This is a genomic window from Streptomyces sp. NPDC085481, from assembly GCF_044541845.1.
Lineage (GTDB): Bacteria > Actinomycetota > Actinomycetes > Streptomycetales > Streptomycetaceae > Streptomyces.
Genome location: NZ_JBITTJ010000007.1, coordinates 157,884 through 172,918, shown reverse-complemented (window position 1 = coordinate 172,918; position 15,035 = coordinate 157,884). Strand labels below are relative to the sequence as shown.

General features: G+C 71.6%; 14 protein-coding genes. 3 read left to right on the top strand and 11 right to left on the bottom strand.

Features of this window, described 5'->3' with window-relative positions; genetic code table 11:
• The first annotated feature begins 144 nt into the window (after positions 1–144).
• Complete coding sequence (aceB, locus tag ACIGEZ_RS17280; RefSeq protein WP_399831752.1) at positions 145–1,767, top strand: malate synthase A; 1,623 nt, start codon at positions 145–147, stop codon at positions 1,765–1,767.
• Positions 1,768–2,049: 282 nt separating this feature from the next.
• On the top strand, positions 2,050–3,195 hold the full coding sequence (locus tag ACIGEZ_RS17275; RefSeq protein ID WP_399831750.1) for a GDSL-type esterase/lipase family protein: 1,146 nt from the start codon (positions 2,050–2,052) through the stop codon (positions 3,193–3,195).
• A gap of 39 nt (positions 3,196–3,234) precedes the next feature.
• Here ACIGEZ_RS17275 and ACIGEZ_RS17270 read toward each other — a convergent pair whose 3' ends face one another.
• Both ACIGEZ_RS17270 and ACIGEZ_RS17265 read right to left on the bottom strand, forming a co-directional pair.
• Entirely contained in the window at positions 3,235–5,037 is a 1,803-nt protein-coding gene (locus tag ACIGEZ_RS17270) for a hypothetical protein (protein ID WP_399831748.1), read from the bottom strand.
• 52 nt (positions 5,038–5,089) lie between these two features.
• On the bottom strand, positions 5,090–6,055 hold the full coding sequence (locus ACIGEZ_RS17265) for a fibronectin type III domain-containing protein (RefSeq protein WP_399831746.1): 966 nt from the start codon (positions 6,053–6,055) through the stop codon (positions 5,090–5,092).
• Positions 6,056–6,210: 155 nt separating this feature from the next.
• Here ACIGEZ_RS17265 and ACIGEZ_RS17260 point away from each other — a divergent pair, with 155 nt between their 5' ends.
• The gene (locus ACIGEZ_RS17260) at positions 6,211–6,789 is read left to right on the top strand and encodes a hypothetical protein (RefSeq protein ID WP_399831744.1); all 579 of its coding nucleotides are present in this window, start codon (positions 6,211–6,213) and stop codon (positions 6,787–6,789) included.
• A gap of 13 nt (positions 6,790–6,802) precedes the next feature.
• Here the strand turns inward: ACIGEZ_RS17260 and ACIGEZ_RS17255 are convergent, their stop codons facing one another.
• The 9 genes from ACIGEZ_RS17255 to ACIGEZ_RS17215 form a co-directional block, all read right to left on the bottom strand.
• Entirely contained in the window at positions 6,803–7,510 is a 708-nt protein-coding gene (locus ACIGEZ_RS17255; protein WP_399831742.1) for an aspartate/glutamate racemase family protein, read from the bottom strand.
• Between the two features lie 59 nt (positions 7,511–7,569).
• Positions 7,570–8,919, bottom strand: a complete 1,350-nt coding sequence (locus ACIGEZ_RS17250; protein ID WP_399832143.1) for a nucleobase:cation symporter-2 family protein — start codon at positions 8,917–8,919, stop codon at positions 7,570–7,572.
• 409 nt (positions 8,920–9,328) lie between these two features.
• On the bottom strand, positions 9,329–10,717 hold the full coding sequence (locus ACIGEZ_RS17245; protein WP_399831740.1) for an 8-oxoguanine deaminase: 1,389 nt from the start codon (positions 10,715–10,717) through the stop codon (positions 9,329–9,331).
• A 48-nt stretch (positions 10,718–10,765) separates the two neighbouring features.
• Positions 10,766–12,172 (bottom strand): nucleobase:cation symporter-2 family protein, encoded by a 1,407-nt coding sequence (locus ACIGEZ_RS17240; protein WP_399831738.1) that lies wholly within the window; start codon positions 12,170–12,172, stop codon positions 10,766–10,768.
• Positions 12,173–12,242: 70 nt separating this feature from the next.
• Positions 12,243–13,166 carry a factor-independent urate hydroxylase gene (gene pucL, locus ACIGEZ_RS17235; protein WP_399831736.1) on the bottom strand — a complete coding sequence of 308 codons (924 nt, stop codon included), beginning with the start codon at positions 13,164–13,166 and terminating at the stop codon, positions 12,243–12,245.
• Positions 13,167–13,171: 5 nt separating this feature from the next.
• The gene (gene uraH, locus ACIGEZ_RS17230) at positions 13,172–13,579 is read right to left on the bottom strand and encodes a hydroxyisourate hydrolase (protein WP_399831734.1); all 408 of its coding nucleotides are present in this window, start codon (positions 13,577–13,579) and stop codon (positions 13,172–13,174) included.
• Between the two features lie 12 nt (positions 13,580–13,591).
• Complete coding sequence (gene uraD, locus ACIGEZ_RS17225; RefSeq protein WP_399831731.1) at positions 13,592–14,098, bottom strand: 2-oxo-4-hydroxy-4-carboxy-5-ureidoimidazoline decarboxylase; 507 nt, start codon at positions 14,096–14,098, stop codon at positions 13,592–13,594.
• Positions 14,099–14,253: 155 nt separating this feature from the next.
• Positions 14,254–14,592 (bottom strand): helix-turn-helix domain-containing protein, encoded by a 339-nt coding sequence (locus ACIGEZ_RS17220; protein WP_399832141.1) that lies wholly within the window; start codon positions 14,590–14,592, stop codon positions 14,254–14,256.
• A 44-nt stretch (positions 14,593–14,636) separates the two neighbouring features.
• Positions 14,637–14,897 carry a hypothetical protein gene (locus ACIGEZ_RS17215; RefSeq protein ID WP_399832139.1) on the bottom strand — a complete coding sequence of 87 codons (261 nt, stop codon included), beginning with the start codon at positions 14,895–14,897 and terminating at the stop codon, positions 14,637–14,639.
• Positions 14,898–15,035: the final 138 nt, after the last annotated feature.

The following is a 15,035-nucleotide window of genomic DNA, read 5'->3' as shown; positions in this document are numbered from 1 at the left end:
CTAGTATCCACTGTTCAGAAGCGCCTGATCCCTGTGAAGGCGCTTGCGGCCGCATCCCGGCGCCCGTGGCACTCCGTGCCGCACGACGACGTCCGGCGGCCGTCTGGCACCGCCCGTGAAGCCCGCTGAAGGAAGTGACAGTTCATGTCCGCACCAGCGCCGTCCTCCCTGGTCGTCGTCGAAGCCGAGCCCCTGCCGCGCCAGGAGGAGGTGCTCACCGACGCGGCCCTCGCCTTCGTGGCCGAACTGCACCGGCGCTTCACCCCGCGCCGCGACGAGCTGCTCGCCCGCCGCACCGAGCGACGCGCCGAGATCGCCCGTACGTCGAGCCTCGGCTTCCTCCCGGAGACCGCGGCGATCCGCGCCGACGACTCCTGGAAGGTCGCGCCCGCCCCGGCGGCCCTGAACGACCGGCGCGTGGAGATCACCGGCCCGACCGACCGGAAGATGACGATCAACGCGCTGAACTCCGGCGCGAAGGTCTGGCTCGCCGACTTCGAGGACGCCTCGGCTCCCACCTGGGAGAACGTGGTCCTCGGCCAGGTCAACCTGATCGACGCGTACACGCGGAACATCGACTTCACCGACCCGAGGTCGGGGAAGTCCTACGCGCTGAAGCCGGCCGCGGAGCTCGCCACCGTCGTCATGCGGCCGCGCGGCTGGCACCTGGAGGAGCGTCACCTGACCATCGAGGGCCGCCCCGTGCCCGGCGCGCTCGTCGACTTCGGTCTCTACTTCTTCCACAACGCCCAGCGCCTGATCGACCTCGGCAAGGGCCCGTACTTCTACCTCCCGAAGACCGAGTCGCACCTGGAGGCCCGCCTCTGGAACGACGTCTTCGTCTTCGCCCAGGACTACGTCGGCATCCCGCAGGGCACCGTCCGGGCCACCGTCCTCATCGAGACCATCACGGCCGCGTACGAGATGGAGGAGATCCTCTACGAACTCCGCGACCACGCCGCCGGGTTGAACGCGGGCCGCTGGGACTATCTCTTCTCCATCGTCAAGAACTTCCGTGACGGCGGCGCCAAGTTCGTCCTGCCGGACCGCAACGCGGTGACGATGACGGCCCCGTTCATGCGCGCCTACACCGAACTCCTCGTCCGCACCTGCCACAAGCGCGGCGCGCACGCGATCGGCGGCATGGCGGCCTTCATCCCGTCCCGCAAGGACGCCGAGGTCAACAAGGTCGCCTTCGAGAAGGTCAAGGCCGACAAGGACCGCGAGGCCGGCGACGGCTTCGACGGCTCCTGGGTCGCCCACCCCGACCTGGTCCCGATCGCCATGGCCTCCTTCGACGCCGTGCTCGGCGAGAAGCCGAACCAGAAGGACCGGCTGCGCGAGGACGTGCACGTCGAGGGCCCGGAGCTGATCGACATCGCGTCCCTCCACGCCCACCCGACCTACGACGGTCTGCGCAACGCCGTCCAGGTCGGCATCCGTTACATCGAGGCGTGGCTGCGGGGCCTGGGCGCCGTCGCCATCTTCAACCTGATGGAGGACGCCGCCACCGCGGAGATCTCGCGCTCGCAGATCTGGCAGTGGATCAACGCGGGCGTCGAGTTCGAGAACGGAAAGCGCGCCACCCCCGAACTCGCCCGCGAGGTGGCCGCCGAGGAGCTGGCCGCGATCCGCGCGGAGATCGGCGACGAGGCCTTCGCGGCCGGGAAGTGGCAGCAGGCCCACGACCTGCTCCTTCACGTGTCGCTCGACGCCGACTACGCGGACTTCCTGACCCTCCCCGCGTACGACCAGCTGGTCGGCTGACCGCACAGCAGCCGCCCGGCCACTCGGCCGCATACGAAGGGCTCCGCCCCCGGTACCCGTACCGGGGGCGGAGCCCTTCGCGTTTCCCCCTTTGCGTTCCGGGTCCGCCCCGTTTGCACGGCTTTTCGATCCATGGCGTTTCACAAGTCACGTAACTCAACCGAAATACGCAGCTACCTAGCGGTAACAAGTCGGTGCGTGCCAGATTCCGCATGCCACCGGCCGGCGGCTGTCCCCACGTCGATGCGTACCTCGCGTACCGCACACCGCAGGAGCACCGTCATGCCTTCGACCCCCCACCGCGCGCTGCGTGGACTGCTCCCCCTGTGTCTCGCCGCCGGCCTCCTCTCCCTCGCCTCCGCCCCGGCCACCGCCGCGCCGGGCACCGGTCCCACCGCCGTCGTCTCCATGGGCGACAGCTACATCTCCGGCGAGGCCGGCCGCTGGCAGGGCAACAGCCTCACGAACAGCGGCAACCGCACCGGCACCGACCGGTCCTGGACCGGCAGTGGTTACGACCCCGGCCGGGTGTACGGCACCACGGCAGGCGGCTGCCACCGCTCGGACTCGGCGGAGGTGAAGAGCGCCGGACCGATCGCCACCGAGCTGGTCAACCTCGCCTGCTCCGGAGCCACCACGGACAACGTCTTCCGCGCGGCGAACGGCGGCGTGCCCTACAAGGGCGAGGCCCCGCAGGCCGACCAGCTCGCGGCCGTGGCGGCCACCCGGGACGTGAAGCTGATCGCGCTGTCGATCGGAGGCAACGACCTCGGCTTCGCGGACATCATCGAGGAGTGCGCCTACGACTTCGTGCTGTGGGGCTCCTACTGCTACGACGACCAGCAGTACGCCGTGGACCAGAAGATCGAGGGCGTGGTCGCCAAGGTCGGCAAGTCCGTGGACGAGATCCGCGCGGTGATGCGGGCCGCCGGGTACGCGGACTCCTCGTACCGGATCGTGCTGCAGTCCTACCCGTCGCCGATCCCGCGCGGCGCGGAGAACCGCTACCCGCAGAGCGACTGGAGCCGCTACAACACCGGCGGCTGCCCGTTCTGGAACCGGGACTCCGACTGGGCCAGGGACTCCCTGGTGCCGCAGCTCGCGAACCGGCTGAAGGGCGTCGCGACGGCCAAGGGCGCGCAGTTCATGGACCTGCGGGACATGCTGCAGGGCCGCGAGGTGTGCGCGAAGTCGAGCAAGCTGGTGAGCTCCACGGCCCCGGCCTCCGCCACCACCAGCGAGTGGGCGCGCTGGATCGACAACAACGAGACCCAGGGCCTGGTGCAGGAGTCCATGCACCCGAACTACTACGGGCAGTTGGCCCTCGGCCGGTGCCTGGAGCTGATGTACGCCCGTACGACCGGTGACTTCAGCTGCAAGAACACGGCGGGGGCGGGAGCGTCCGGGATGTACCTCTCGGCGGGCTGATCCCCTTCTGCATCAGGGCCGTTTCGGGTCAGGTCCCTCTCAGGGCAGGTTGATGCCGAGGGGGCCGAGGACCCTGGCGGTCTCGTGCGGGTCGGCCGCCGCCATCGCGGCGACGAGTGCCGCAGATCCGCCGGGCCAGCCCGCGGCCGCCGCGTCGAACGCGCCGCGGCGGGACTCCAGCGGCCCCCGCTTGCCGGGCAGTCCGTCCAGGACGTGCAGGGCCCTGGCGCCGACCGGCACCAGGGTCTGGTCCACCTGCTCGCCCCTGGCCCGCAGCACCGCCTCCGCGCGGGCGCCGGCCACCGGGTCGGCGAGGGCATGGCGCAGGGCATGGGCGGGGGCGGTGGACAGGTCGAGGACGCCGAGCAGAGCGCGGGTCGCGGCGGCCTCGGACGTGCCCGCGTTGACGGTGCCGAGGGCGCCGAGCAGTTCCTTCCAGGCGTCCGCGGCGTCGCCGCGGGCACGCAACCAGGCGGCGAGGACCCGGCCGGCGACGGCCGGGGGCCAGCCGGTGGCTGCGGCCACGAGCGCCGGCGCGTCCCAGGCGGCCGCCTCGGCGGCGTCGGGCACGGCCACCCGGCGCACCGCGAGCAGATAGCGGACGACGGCGCTGCCGCGCGGGGTGAGGCCGTAGGCGTCGCCGCGGCGGAAGACGAGGCCGGTCGCGGCGAGCCGGTCGACGACCGCGGCCAGCTCGTGCGCGGGCTTGTCGAGCCGGGCCCGGTCGGCGTCGCCGATCCCGGACGCGCCGAGCAGCCGGGCCAGCTCGTCCGCGGTCGGGGTGGAGTACGCGGGCGAGGTCGGCGGTGGCAGGCGTACCGGGGCGTCCTCCAGGGCCGGGTCGACCGGCCAGTCCTCGAACTCGGCGGCGCGGCGGGCGACGGACTCGGCGGAGCAGCCGCGCTGGTAGAGGGTGTAGAGAAGGTGGGCGGCCTCGCCGCCGTACGGCCCCTCGTCGGCGAGGGAGTCGACGGCGGCGGCGAGTGCGTCGGCCTCCTTCTCCAGGTCGGCCGCGTCCACCGGGTCGCCCGGGTCCGGGTCCTCCTCGGGCGGGGGAAGGGGTTCGGCGGGGTCCCCGTAATAGTCGAGGTGTTCGTCGAGCAGGGCGTCGGCGAGGCCGAGATGGGGGAAGTCGTCCGGTCCGGGCGCGAGATGCGCGTACTCCCCCGCGAGCCCCTCGGCGAGCCCCGCCGCGGTCCACCGGTCGAGCAGGGCGGCGGCGACCGTCCTGATGCCCTGGGCCACGTCGTGGTCGGTCAGGACCGGCCCGGCGGGCGGCGGTTCCTCGGCGTCGCGCACGTAGGCCCGGGTGAGCGCCTCGGCGAGCAGGACGTCGGCCAGTGCGGTCCGCCCCATGAGATCGGCGCGCCGCACCCCGTCGGGCACGGGCGGCCCGCCGAGCCCGGCCAGCCAGGCCCGTACGGCCGCGGGGTCGTCGGGATCGGTGCCGTCGGCCCGCAGGAGCTGGGCGTACCAGCGCGGCCAGGTGAGGTTCCCCGGGTCGCCCATGGCCCGCTCGAAGTCGCCCACGGCCTCCCCGATCACCCCCTCGACACGCGCCCGCCGCTCCCCGTCGAACCGCCCGGCGAGCGCCCGCAGCACCGCCGGATACGCGGCCAGCTCCTCGGGCGCCGCGCACACGAACGCGGGCAGGTCCTCCACGAGCAGCCGCCGCACGAGCCCGGGCGTCGGCTCCGGAACCCCCGTGCCCCGGTCCGCCCCGCGCAGCGCGAGCAGACTCAGTACGGCATCGGCGGCCCGGAGCGAACCGGGCCCCCGGAACTCGGGACTCGCCTCCAGGAACGCGGCGAGTCCGGTGTTGGTGAGAACGATCTCGGCCACGCTTCCCAGCGTAGTTCCGGGAGGGGCGGGACGCTCCGGTCAGCGGCGTGCGTCAGCGCGTCACCACCGTCCGCGGGGCGGAGAAGTCGCCCCAGGTGCCGTCGGGGAGCCTGGCGCGGAGAGTGGCGGTGTAGCGGACGCCGGGGGTGGTGGGGACGGTGAGGGTGTAGGACACGGGGCCGGGCGGGGGCTGGGCGCCCCAGACGATGGTGGTGGCGAAGCGGCCGTTCAGGTGGAGCTCGTACTCCTTGACGGGGGTGGAGGTGCGGGGCGGCGTCCAGGTCAGGGTGATGGCCCCGTGCGCGGCTCGGGCGGTGAGGGCGGTGGGGGCGGTGTTGGGCGGGGCGCCGGGGGCGGGGGTGGTGGTGAGGTCGGCGGGGTCGCTGTCCGGGGAGGAGTTCTCGGCGGCGTCGCGGGCGCGGACCGTGAAGGAGTAGGCGGTGCCGGGGCGCAGGCCGGCGAGGCGGGCGGTGGTGGCGGTGCCGGGGACGGTGTGGATGCGGGAGTCGCCCTGGTAGACGTCGTAGGCGGTGACGCGGGTGTCGTCGCGGGCGGGACGCCAGGTGAGGATGGCCGCGTCGCGGCCGGCGGCGGTCACCCGCAGGGCGTCGGGGCGGGTGGGGGGTGTGCGGTCCTCGGCGGTGGCGGCGAGGGTGGTGGCGGTGACGGCGGCGCTGTCCGGTGAGAGGTTTCCGGCGGCGTCGTGGGCGCGGACGGTGAAGGTGTGGGGGGTGGCGGGGGCGAGGCCGGTGATGTCGGTCATCAGGGTGCCGGCGGGGAGGTCCTTCACCTTGCGGCCCTGGCGGTAGACCGCGTAGCCGGTGACGGCCCGGTCGTCGGTGGCGGCGCTCCACATGACGTGAACGGTGCTCGCGCTGCCCGCGGCGGCGGTGACTCCGGTGGGGGCCGCGGGGACGCGGGTGTCCTTGGCGGCCTCGGCGGTGCCGGAGCAGGCCGTGAGGGCGAGCGCGGCGAGGGCCGAGAGCGTCGAGAGGGTTGCGGCGAGCGGGCGTTGCACGGGTTGTCTCCGTCCGGCCGGGCGATCCGCGGAAAGGTCCAGACCTGTATGGCACAGGGCCCGGCGGCTCGACAAGAGGCCGTCGGGAGGGGCGTTGTCAGTGGGGTGCGCTTCACTGGATACATCACTCTCCGTAGTCGAAAGCAGGGGGATTCGTGACGGACCGTACGACGTATGTGACCGTGGCCGGGCTGCGCGGGCGCGGCTGGAGCGACGCGATGATCGGCGCGCTGCTGGGGCAGGCCGATGTGCAGGGGCGCGACCCGAGACGCTGGTCGCTCGCCCCGGTGCGGCTCTATCTCCTCGCCCGCGTCGAGGCGGTGGAACGGACACCGGAGTTCCTGGGCTCCGCGTCAGCCGCCGGGCGGGGTTCGGCCGCCGCCGGCGCGGGCGCCGAGCGGCGGCGCCGGGCCGTCCTCGCCGCGATCCGGGCCGAGCCCATCGAGGTGCCCCGGCTGCCCGCCGCCGAACTGGAGCGCCGCGCGGTGCGCCACCGACACCTGCTGGGCGCCCGAAGCCCGGGCGGCGCCACCGCGGGCGCGATGATCCGCTGGCAGGTCGGCTACCTCCGCCAGGCCCTCTCCCGCTACGAGACCCTCCTCGACGGCCTGTACGGCGACACGGGCCGCGCCGAGGCCGAACGGCTGCTGCGGCGGCGGCTGTACGAGGCGATCGGGGCGGCCTATCCCTGGCTGGCGCAGGAGTGCAGGCGGCGGATGGAGATGGAGCGGTGAGGGGAACGGGGCGTCACGGGGGCGCGCCGGGCAGGCCCGTGACGCGCGGGGCCGGGTCAGGCGGGCCCGTGCCGAGCAGGCCCGCGATCCTGCGGCAGGCGGTCGGGATCGGGGCGATCACGGGGAGGGTGAGGCCGCGGGCGCGGAGGACTTCGGCGGTCTCGCCGAGCGGGCCGCCGCCGATGACGACCGCCTCGGCTCCGTCCCGTACGGCGCAGGCGTGGACCGCCGCTTCCAGGGCGGCCAGCTGCTTCTCCGGGTGGGCGGCGAGGTGTTCAGGGGCGCCGGGGGTGAAGCGGGCGCCCGTGTACCGGGAGGTGAGGCCCAGGCGTTCCACGTGGGCCGCGATCGCGGCGGCGAGCCGTGGGGTGGTCGTGGCGATGCCGAAGCGGCGGTCGCCCGAGGCCGCTTCGGCGAGGGCGGCCTCGCCGATGCCGAGCACGGGGACGCCGAGCGCGGCCGAGCGCAGTTCCGTCACGCCCGGGTCGCCGAACGCGGCGACGAGCAGGGCCGCGCAGTCGCCCGCCGTCAGGGCCTCGTGCGCGGCGGCGACCACCTGCGGAGCCGCGGCGCGCAGCGACGCCGGGTCGGTGAGCATGACCGGGCCCGTTGTGACGGTCACACCGCGGACGCGGATTCCGGAGCCGGCGAGGGCGCGGCGGGCGACCGTCGTCATCATGCGGGTCGTCGCGGCCGAGGTGTTGGGGTTGATCAGCACCACCGTCCCGGGCCCCGCGGCGTGCGCGGGGCCCGGGACGGGCGGGGGCGGGAGCGGGCGGCTCAGTGGACGTGCGCCGCCTTCGCCGTGTGGGATCCGGAGATCTCCTCGCCCGGCTCCATCGGTGCGGTCACCTCGTCGTCGTCCCGGCCCCGGCCGAGGTGATTGAAGACCACGTTGAGCAGCACCGCCGCGACACAGCCGGTGGAGATGCCCGAGTCCAGGATGATCTGCGCGGTCTCCGGGAAGGCGTGGTAGAAGTCCGGCTTGGTGATCGGGATGATGCCGACGGCCAGCGAGACGGCGACGATCAGCACGTTGTTGTCCTTCTCCAGACCGGCCTTGACCAGGGTCTGGATGCCGCTGGCCGCGACCGAGCCGAAGAGGACGACGCCCGCGCCGCCGAGCACCGGCCGGGGCACGACCGAGATCAGCGAGGCGGCCACCGGCGACAGGCCCATGAGGACCAGGAAGCCGCCGCCGCAGGCGACCACGAAGCGGCTGCGGATCCGGGTCATGGCGACGAGCCCGATGTTCTGGGCGAACGCGCTGCACATGAAGCCGTTGAAGAGCGGGCTGAGCGCGGAGCCGAGGGTGTCGGCGCGCAGTCCGGCCGCGATGGTCTTCTCGTCGGCCGGCCGCTCGACGATCTCGCCGAGCGCCAGCATGTCGGCGGTCGACTCGGTCATGGAGACGAGCATGACCACACACATGGAGACGATCGCGGCGAGGGCGAACTGCGGGGCGCCGAAGTGGAAGGGGGTCGGGAAGCCGACCACGTCCGCCTCGGTCACCGGCGAGAAGTCGGTGACGCCGAAGGGGATGGCGATGAGCGTTCCGACGACGAGGCCGACCAGGACGGCGACCTGCTTGAGGAAGCCGCGGGTGAAGCGGCGCAGCAGCAGGACGATGACGAGGGTGATGCCGGCGAGCGAGAGATAGGTGGTCGAACCGTAGTCGTCGGCCGCCGGGTTGGGCCCCTGGGCCCAGCCGAAGGCGACCGGCAGGAGCGAGACGCCGATGAGCGTGATGACGGATCCGGTGACGACCGGCGGGAAGAACCGCACGAGTCTCGAGAACCAGGGGGCGGCTATGAAGCCGAGCAGTCCGGCGACGATGATCGCGCCGAAGATGACGGGCAGCGCGTCGGCCTTGTCCCTCGTGGTGTCCACGATCGCGATCATCGGGGCGACGCCGGCGAAGGTGACGCCGTTGACGAACGGCAGCCGGGCGCCGATCTTCCAGACACCGAGGGTCTGCAGGAAGGTGGCGAGGCCGGCGGTGAAGAGGCTGGCTCCGGTGAGGAAGGTGAGTTCGGTGCCGGAGAGGCCCACGGCCGCTCCGACGATCAAGGGCGGGGCGACGACCCCCGCGTACATGGCGGCCACGTGTTGCAGGCCGCTGGTGAGCATCTTCAGTGGGGGCAGGACCTCGTCGACCGGATGCTTGGTCCGGTTCTCGGGGGACGTTCCTGCGTCTTGTGCATTGCGAACCTGGGGCGTGGCAGCCACGGCGGTTCCTCCGGTCGGTTACACGTCGGCGGTGACGCGGGGTTCAGGGAGGTGGTGCGATGCGATGCGGGTGCAGGAGGTGCGGCTCGTTGCGGGAGTGGGGGCAGGGGGTGGCGCGGTGCGCCGGCGGAGGGGGTGCGGCGCACTGACGGGTGACCGGTGGGGGCTGCGGACACGGGTTCACCGTGCCGGGGGGTGCCGTACGACATGCGAGTACGGGCACCCCCCGGTCCGGCTGCCGCGGACCCCGCTCGGGTCCGCGGCGACCGACCGAGGGCCGTCCCCCTCGGTCGGACTCCTTGGGGAGGGATCAGGCCTGGGCCGTGACACGGGCCAGGCGCTGGGCCTCCGTGCGCGCGTCGCGCGCGATCTGGTCCTCGTCCGCGGTCAGCAGTCGGTTGTTCTCGACGATCTGCTTGCCGTTGACGAAGGACGCGGTGACCGGGGCCGCCGCGCCGAAGACGATGGCGGTGACCGGGTCGGCGATCGACGAGTGGCCGAGACCGTCGATCTTCCACAGGACGAAGTCGGCGAGCTTGCCCGGCTCCAGGGAGCCGATGTTGTCGGCGCGGCCGAGGACCTGCGCACCGCCGTAGGTGCCGAGGCGCAGGGCCTGGCGGGCGTTGAGCGCGGCCTCGCGGTGGGCGCCGAGGCGGTTGATCAGCAGCGCGTTGCGCAGCTCCGTGTGGAGCTCGCCCGACTCGTTGGAGGCGGTGCCGTCGACGCCGAGGCCGACCGGCACGCCCGCCTTGAGCATGTCGGGTACGCGGGCGATGCCGGCGGCGAGGCGCGCGTTCGAGGACGGGCAGTGGGCGACACCCGTCTTCGTACGGGCGAAGGCCTCGATGTCGGAGTCGTTCATGTGGACGCAGTGCGCCATCCACACGTCCTCGCCGAGGAAGCCGGTGGACTCGAAGTAGTCCGTCGGGCCCATGCCGAACAGCTCGTGACAGAACTTCTCCTCCTCCACGGTCTCCGAGCCGTGGGTGTGCATGCGCACACCGAGGCGGCGGCCGAGCGCAGCGCCCTCGCGGAGCAGCTCGGTGGAGATGGAGAACGGCGAGCAGGGGGCGACGGCGACCTGGGTCATGGCGTCGAAGGAGGCGTCGTGGAACTTCTTGACGGTCTCCTCGGTCGCGGCGAGCGCGCCCTCGGTGGTCTCGACGGCGAAGTCCGGCGGCAGGCCGCCGTCCTTCTCGCTGCGGTCCATGGAGCCGCGGGCGAGGGTGAAGCGGACGCCCATGTCGGCGGCGGCGCCGATGATGGCGCCGGACAGGTCGCCGGAGCCCTGCGGGTAGACGTAGTGGTGGTCCATCGCGGTGGTGACACCGCCGCGGGCCATCATCGCCAGCGAGCCCTGGGCGGCGGTGCGCACCATCGACTCGTCGATCCGCGCCCACGTCGGGTAGAGCGCGACCAGCCAGTTGAAGAGGTTGTGGTCGGTCGCCAGACCCCGGGTGATCCACTGGTAGAAGTGGTGGTGGGTGTTGATCAGACCGGGCGTGATGAGATGGCCGGTGGCGTCGATCCGCCGGACCACGTTCTCCAGGCCCTCGGGAGCCTTGCCGGCGCCGATGGACTCGATCTTGTTGTCGGCGACGACGAGGTAGCCGGTGGCGTACTCGGTGTCGTGCGCGTCGACGGTCGCGATCGCCGCGTTCTCGATGACGATGCGCTGGGCTGCCGAAGGTGCTGCCATGGCGGTGCTTCCTTCATTCCAGGAGGGATTGGTGGGCACGGCAGGACCCTAGGAGGATTTGAGTGCCGGAGCCGTGTGACGGCTCCGGGTGCCGAGATGATGGAAGAACAGGTTCAGCAGGACGGCCACGAGCGCGCCCGCGCTGATGCCGGAGCCGAGCACGGTCTGCGCCCAGGCGGGGAATCCGGCGTAGAAGGCGGGCGCGGCCAGCGGGGTGATGCCCGCGCCGAGCGCGACCGCCACGAGGACGATGTTGGAGCTGTCGTCAAGACCGGCTTCCGACAGGGTGCGGATGCCGCTGACGGCGATGGAGCCGAAGAGGACGATGCCGGCTCCGCCGAGTACCGGCATCGGCACGAGCGAGACGACCGCGCCCAGGACGGGGAAGGCACCGAGGACGAGCAGGGCGCCGCCGGCGACGGCGACCACGTACCGGCTGCGCACCCGGGTCAGCGAGACGACGCCGACGTTCTGGGCGAAGGCCGAGGTGGGGAAGCCGCCGAAGACCGGGCCGAGCACGGTGGCGATGCCGTCGGTGCGCAGGCCGCGGGTGATGGTCCTCCCGTCGCTGCGCCGCTCGCAGATCTCGCCGAGGGCGAGCATGCCGGCGCTGGACTCGGTCATGAGGACCAGCATCACGATGCACAGGGAGAGGATCGCGGCGGGCTGGAACTCAGGGGAGCCGAAAGCGAAGGGCGCGGGCAGCGCGGCGACCGGCGCCTCGCGCAGGGCGGTGAAGTCCGCCATGCCGAAGGGGATCGCGGCGAGCGTGCCGATGAACAGACCGAGCAGCAGCGCGATCTGCCGGACGAAGCCCTTGCCGAAGCGCTGGAAGAGCAGGATGACGACGAGGGTGAAGCCGGCGAGCGCCAGGTGTCCCATGGCGCCGAAGTCGGCGGCGTTCTTGTCGCCGCCCTGGGCCCAGCTCACCGGTACGGGCATCAGGGTGACCCCGATGAGGGTGATCACGACGCCGGTGACCAGGGGTGGGAAGAAGCGGAGCAGCCGGCCGAAGAAGGGGCCGACGGCGAGGCAGAACACTCCGGCGACCATCACCGCGCCGTAGATGGCGGGGAGTTGGTGTCCGGGGGCACTGGTCTCGGCGATGGCGAGCATCGGGGCGATGCCGGCGGAGGAGGCGGCGTTGACGAACGGCAGCCGGTTGCCTGCGAAGCGGCCGAGGCCGAGGGTCTGCAGGATGGTGGCGCAGCCGGCGATCAGGAGGCTGGCGGCGATGAGCCGGGTCATTCCGGCGGCGTCCAGGCCGACCGCCTGGCCGATGATGAGCGGAGGGGTGACGACGCCCGCGTACATGGCGGCGATGTGCTGGAGTGCCGCGGGAACGAGCCGCGAGGCGGGGAGCTTTTCGTCCACCGGGTGCACCTCGAAGGAGGTGGACGGCGGGGTGGAACACGGGCCTTCGGCGGTTGCCGGCCCCTTTGCGGGCTGTGCCATGGGGGTTCCCTCCGGAATGGTGGGCCCCCGCCCGACTGCGGGGCGGGCGGGGGCGACCACTCAGTGCCGCTTAGAGGTTGGTCATGTCGACCGGGATCTGCGCCGTGGCGCCGTCCCGCAGGACCGTGGCCTCGATGAGGCCGTACATGCGGTCGGCGGCGTAGTACACCTCGTTGTCGTTCTTCAGGCCGAAGGGCTCGAGGTCGACCAGGAAGTGGTGCTTGTTCGGGAGCGAGAAGCGGACCTCGTCAATCTCCGAGCGGTGGTTGATGATCCGCGTGGCCATCTGGTACAGCGTCTGCTGCAGCGAGTACGAGTACGTCTCCGAGAAGGCCTCGAGCATGTGCTTCTTGGTCTGCTCGTAGGACCGCTCCCAGTTGGGCATCCGCTGGTCGTCGTCGGTCCAGTTGAACCGCCAGCGACCCGACACCTGCGTGGCCAGGATGCGGTCGTACGCCTCCTGGAGGGTCGTGTACTGGTCCTTGATGTAGCCCCAGAACTCCGAGTTGGTGGAGTTCATGACGACGAGGTCCTTGAGGCCGGAGATGACCTCCCACTTCTCGCCGTCGTAGGTGATCTGCGAGACGCGGGTCTCCTGGCCCTTGCGGACGAAGGAGTGGTTGACCTCGTCCGAGCCGATGAACTTGGAGTTCGCGTCGGAGCTGGCGATCCGCTCCCAGGAGTACTCCTCGATCCGGATGCGGGCCCGCTTGATCGGCTCCTGGCTGGTCACGAAGTGACGGGCCAGGTGGATGCCGAACTGCTCGGCGGACTCGATGCCGTACTCCTTGGCGAACGCGAAGACGGTGTTCTTCGTCGTGTCGGTGGGGAGGCAGTTGGCGTTGGAGCCGGTGAGGTGGACGTCGTCGAGGTCGCCGGACAGGGCGACGGAGACGTTGAGGTCCTTGATGTGGTGGGTGGCACCATCCCGCGTGATCTTGACGACGCGGTTCTCTGCTTTGCCGTACTGGTTCTGGCCGAGAATCGTGGGCATGTCTGCTAGCTCCCTCGGTAAACGGAGTAGCCGAACGGGTTGAGCAGCAGCGGCACGTGGTAGTGCTCGCCCGGGACGACGGCGAACGTGATCGCCACCTCCGGGAAGAACACACCGGTCGTACCGCTGTCCCGATTCGCGGGGGCGTCCTGCTGCGCCTCGGCTTGCTTGTTCTGCTTGCTCAGGAAGTACGCCTCGGTCTCGAAGTCGAGACGTACGTGGGTCGTGCCCTCCGGCAGGGCCGGGAGGTCCTTGCAGCGCCCGTCCGCGTCGGTGGCGGAGCCGCCGAGGGCGGTCCACTCGGCGTCAAAGCCGGCGCGGGCGGTGAGCGTGATGGCCACGCCCTCGGCCGGGCGGCCGATGCTGGTGTCCAGGATGTGGGTGGACACCGAGGCGGTGGTGTCGGTGCTCATCAGTTCTCTTCCTCAGGCGGTCTCGACGAGACGGTTCAGACGGATGCGGTTGATCTTGCCCAGTTCGGTGCGGACGATCTCCCGCTCCTGCTCGGGCGAGTTCCCGATCCGCTCACGGATCGCGTCGCGCATCTGCTCGCCGGTCTTGCCGGTGGCGCAGATGAGGAAGACATGACCGAACGTGTCCTGGTAGGCCAGGTTGAGTTCGAGCATCTCGGCCCTGAGCTCCGCGGAGGCGCCGGCCATCCCGCTCTGCTCGCGGGACGAGGTCGGGTCCCCTGCCTTCGGACGACCGATCGGCGGGTGGCCCGCCATCGCCTCTGCCAGGTCCTCGGGGGTCAGTTCCGCCATGGCGGCGTCACTGGCGAGGAAGAGGGCTTCGGCGGTGGCAAACGGGCGCTGGGCGAGGATCTTGCTCGCCCACGCCGAACTGGAGCACACCTCGTGGAGCGCGGCGACGGCGTCGCCGTCCGCCGAGGTGTTGAACCGGGCGAGACCCGGAGTCGTACCTGAAGTCACGGGAAGCCTCCGTGGCTGTTTTTCGCTGTGCGTCGGACGGGCTGCGGATAGCTAACGCCCTCCGCAACACCACGTCAACACTTTGTTGAAAACTCGGCCACGCAAAAGCCGCCGTCCCGACATCTGGACGACGGCCCGTGGCCACACATGATCAACTAACCGCCCTTGGGGGCCTTTTCCCTGCTCAGGGCGGTCTCCCTGTTCAGATAGTTGTACACGGTGAAGCGACTGACGCCCAGCGCGCCCGCCACCGTCTCGACTCCGTGTCGGACCGAAAAGGCACCCCGTGCCTCCAGGATCCGGACGACTTCCTGCTTCGTCTTGCGGTCGAGTTCGGCCAACGGCATCCCGTGCCGCCGCTCCATCGCCGCGAGGATGTGATCCAGGGAGTCGGAGAGCTGCGGCAGTCGTACGGCCAGCACGTCCTCGCCCTCCCAGGCGAGCACGACATCGTCCGGCTCGGCCTGCTCCGGCACCAGGAGCTCCGCGCCCATGGCGTCGACCAGGGGCTTCACCGCCGTCACCAAGGGGTGCTCGGTCACTTCCCACCCTCCCCCGCCTCGTCGAGGACGTTCACCTGAAGCGACACCCGGGTGGCCCCGGCCGCGAGAGACCTGCGCAGCAGCGCGTCCACCGCGGTGAGCACCGCGTCGGCGCCGCCTTCCGCCGTATTGCCGAAGGGTCCCACGTCGACCGCGTCCAGCTCGGCCGACTGGATGACCTCACGAGCCACGACCGCGTGCGCCGGCGCCTCGTCGAGGTCGAACGGCTCGGTCGTGAACTCCACTCTCAAACGCACCATGCCCCCACGCTACGGGCCGCTCGCGGCGCGCGGGAGCCCTGGACCTGCGGGGTCCTCTTGACAAGCGAGGCATTCCGCTTGCAACATTCCGTCAGACAGAAACTTACTTCCGCAATACGGAAGGAGCGCCGCCCC

Coding starts and splice junctions, on each gene's coding strand:
- aceB (WP_399831752.1), top strand. CDS start 145: ATGTCCGCACCAGCGCCGTCCTCCCTGGTCGTCGTCGAAGCCGAGCCC.
- ACIGEZ_RS17275 (WP_399831750.1), top strand. CDS start 2,050: ATGCCTTCGACCCCCCACCGCGCGCTGCGTGGACTGCTCCCCCTGTGT.
- ACIGEZ_RS17250 (WP_399832143.1), bottom strand. CDS start 8,919: ATGCTCACCAGCGGCCTGCAACACGTGGCCGCCATGTACGCGGGGGTC.
- ACIGEZ_RS17245 (WP_399831740.1), bottom strand. CDS start 10,717: ATGGCAGCACCTTCGGCAGCCCAGCGCATCGTCATCGAGAACGCGGCG.
- ACIGEZ_RS17240 (WP_399831738.1), bottom strand. CDS start 12,172: ATGGCACAGCCCGCAAAGGGGCCGGCAACCGCCGAAGGCCCGTGTTCC.
- pucL (WP_399831736.1), bottom strand. CDS start 13,166: ATGCCCACGATTCTCGGCCAGAACCAGTACGGCAAAGCAGAGAACCGC.
- uraH (WP_399831734.1), bottom strand. CDS start 13,579: ATGAGCACCGACACCACCGCCTCGGTGTCCACCCACATCCTGGACACC.
- ACIGEZ_RS17220 (WP_399832141.1), bottom strand. CDS start 14,592: ATGGGCGCGGAGCTCCTGGTGCCGGAGCAGGCCGAGCCGGACGATGTC.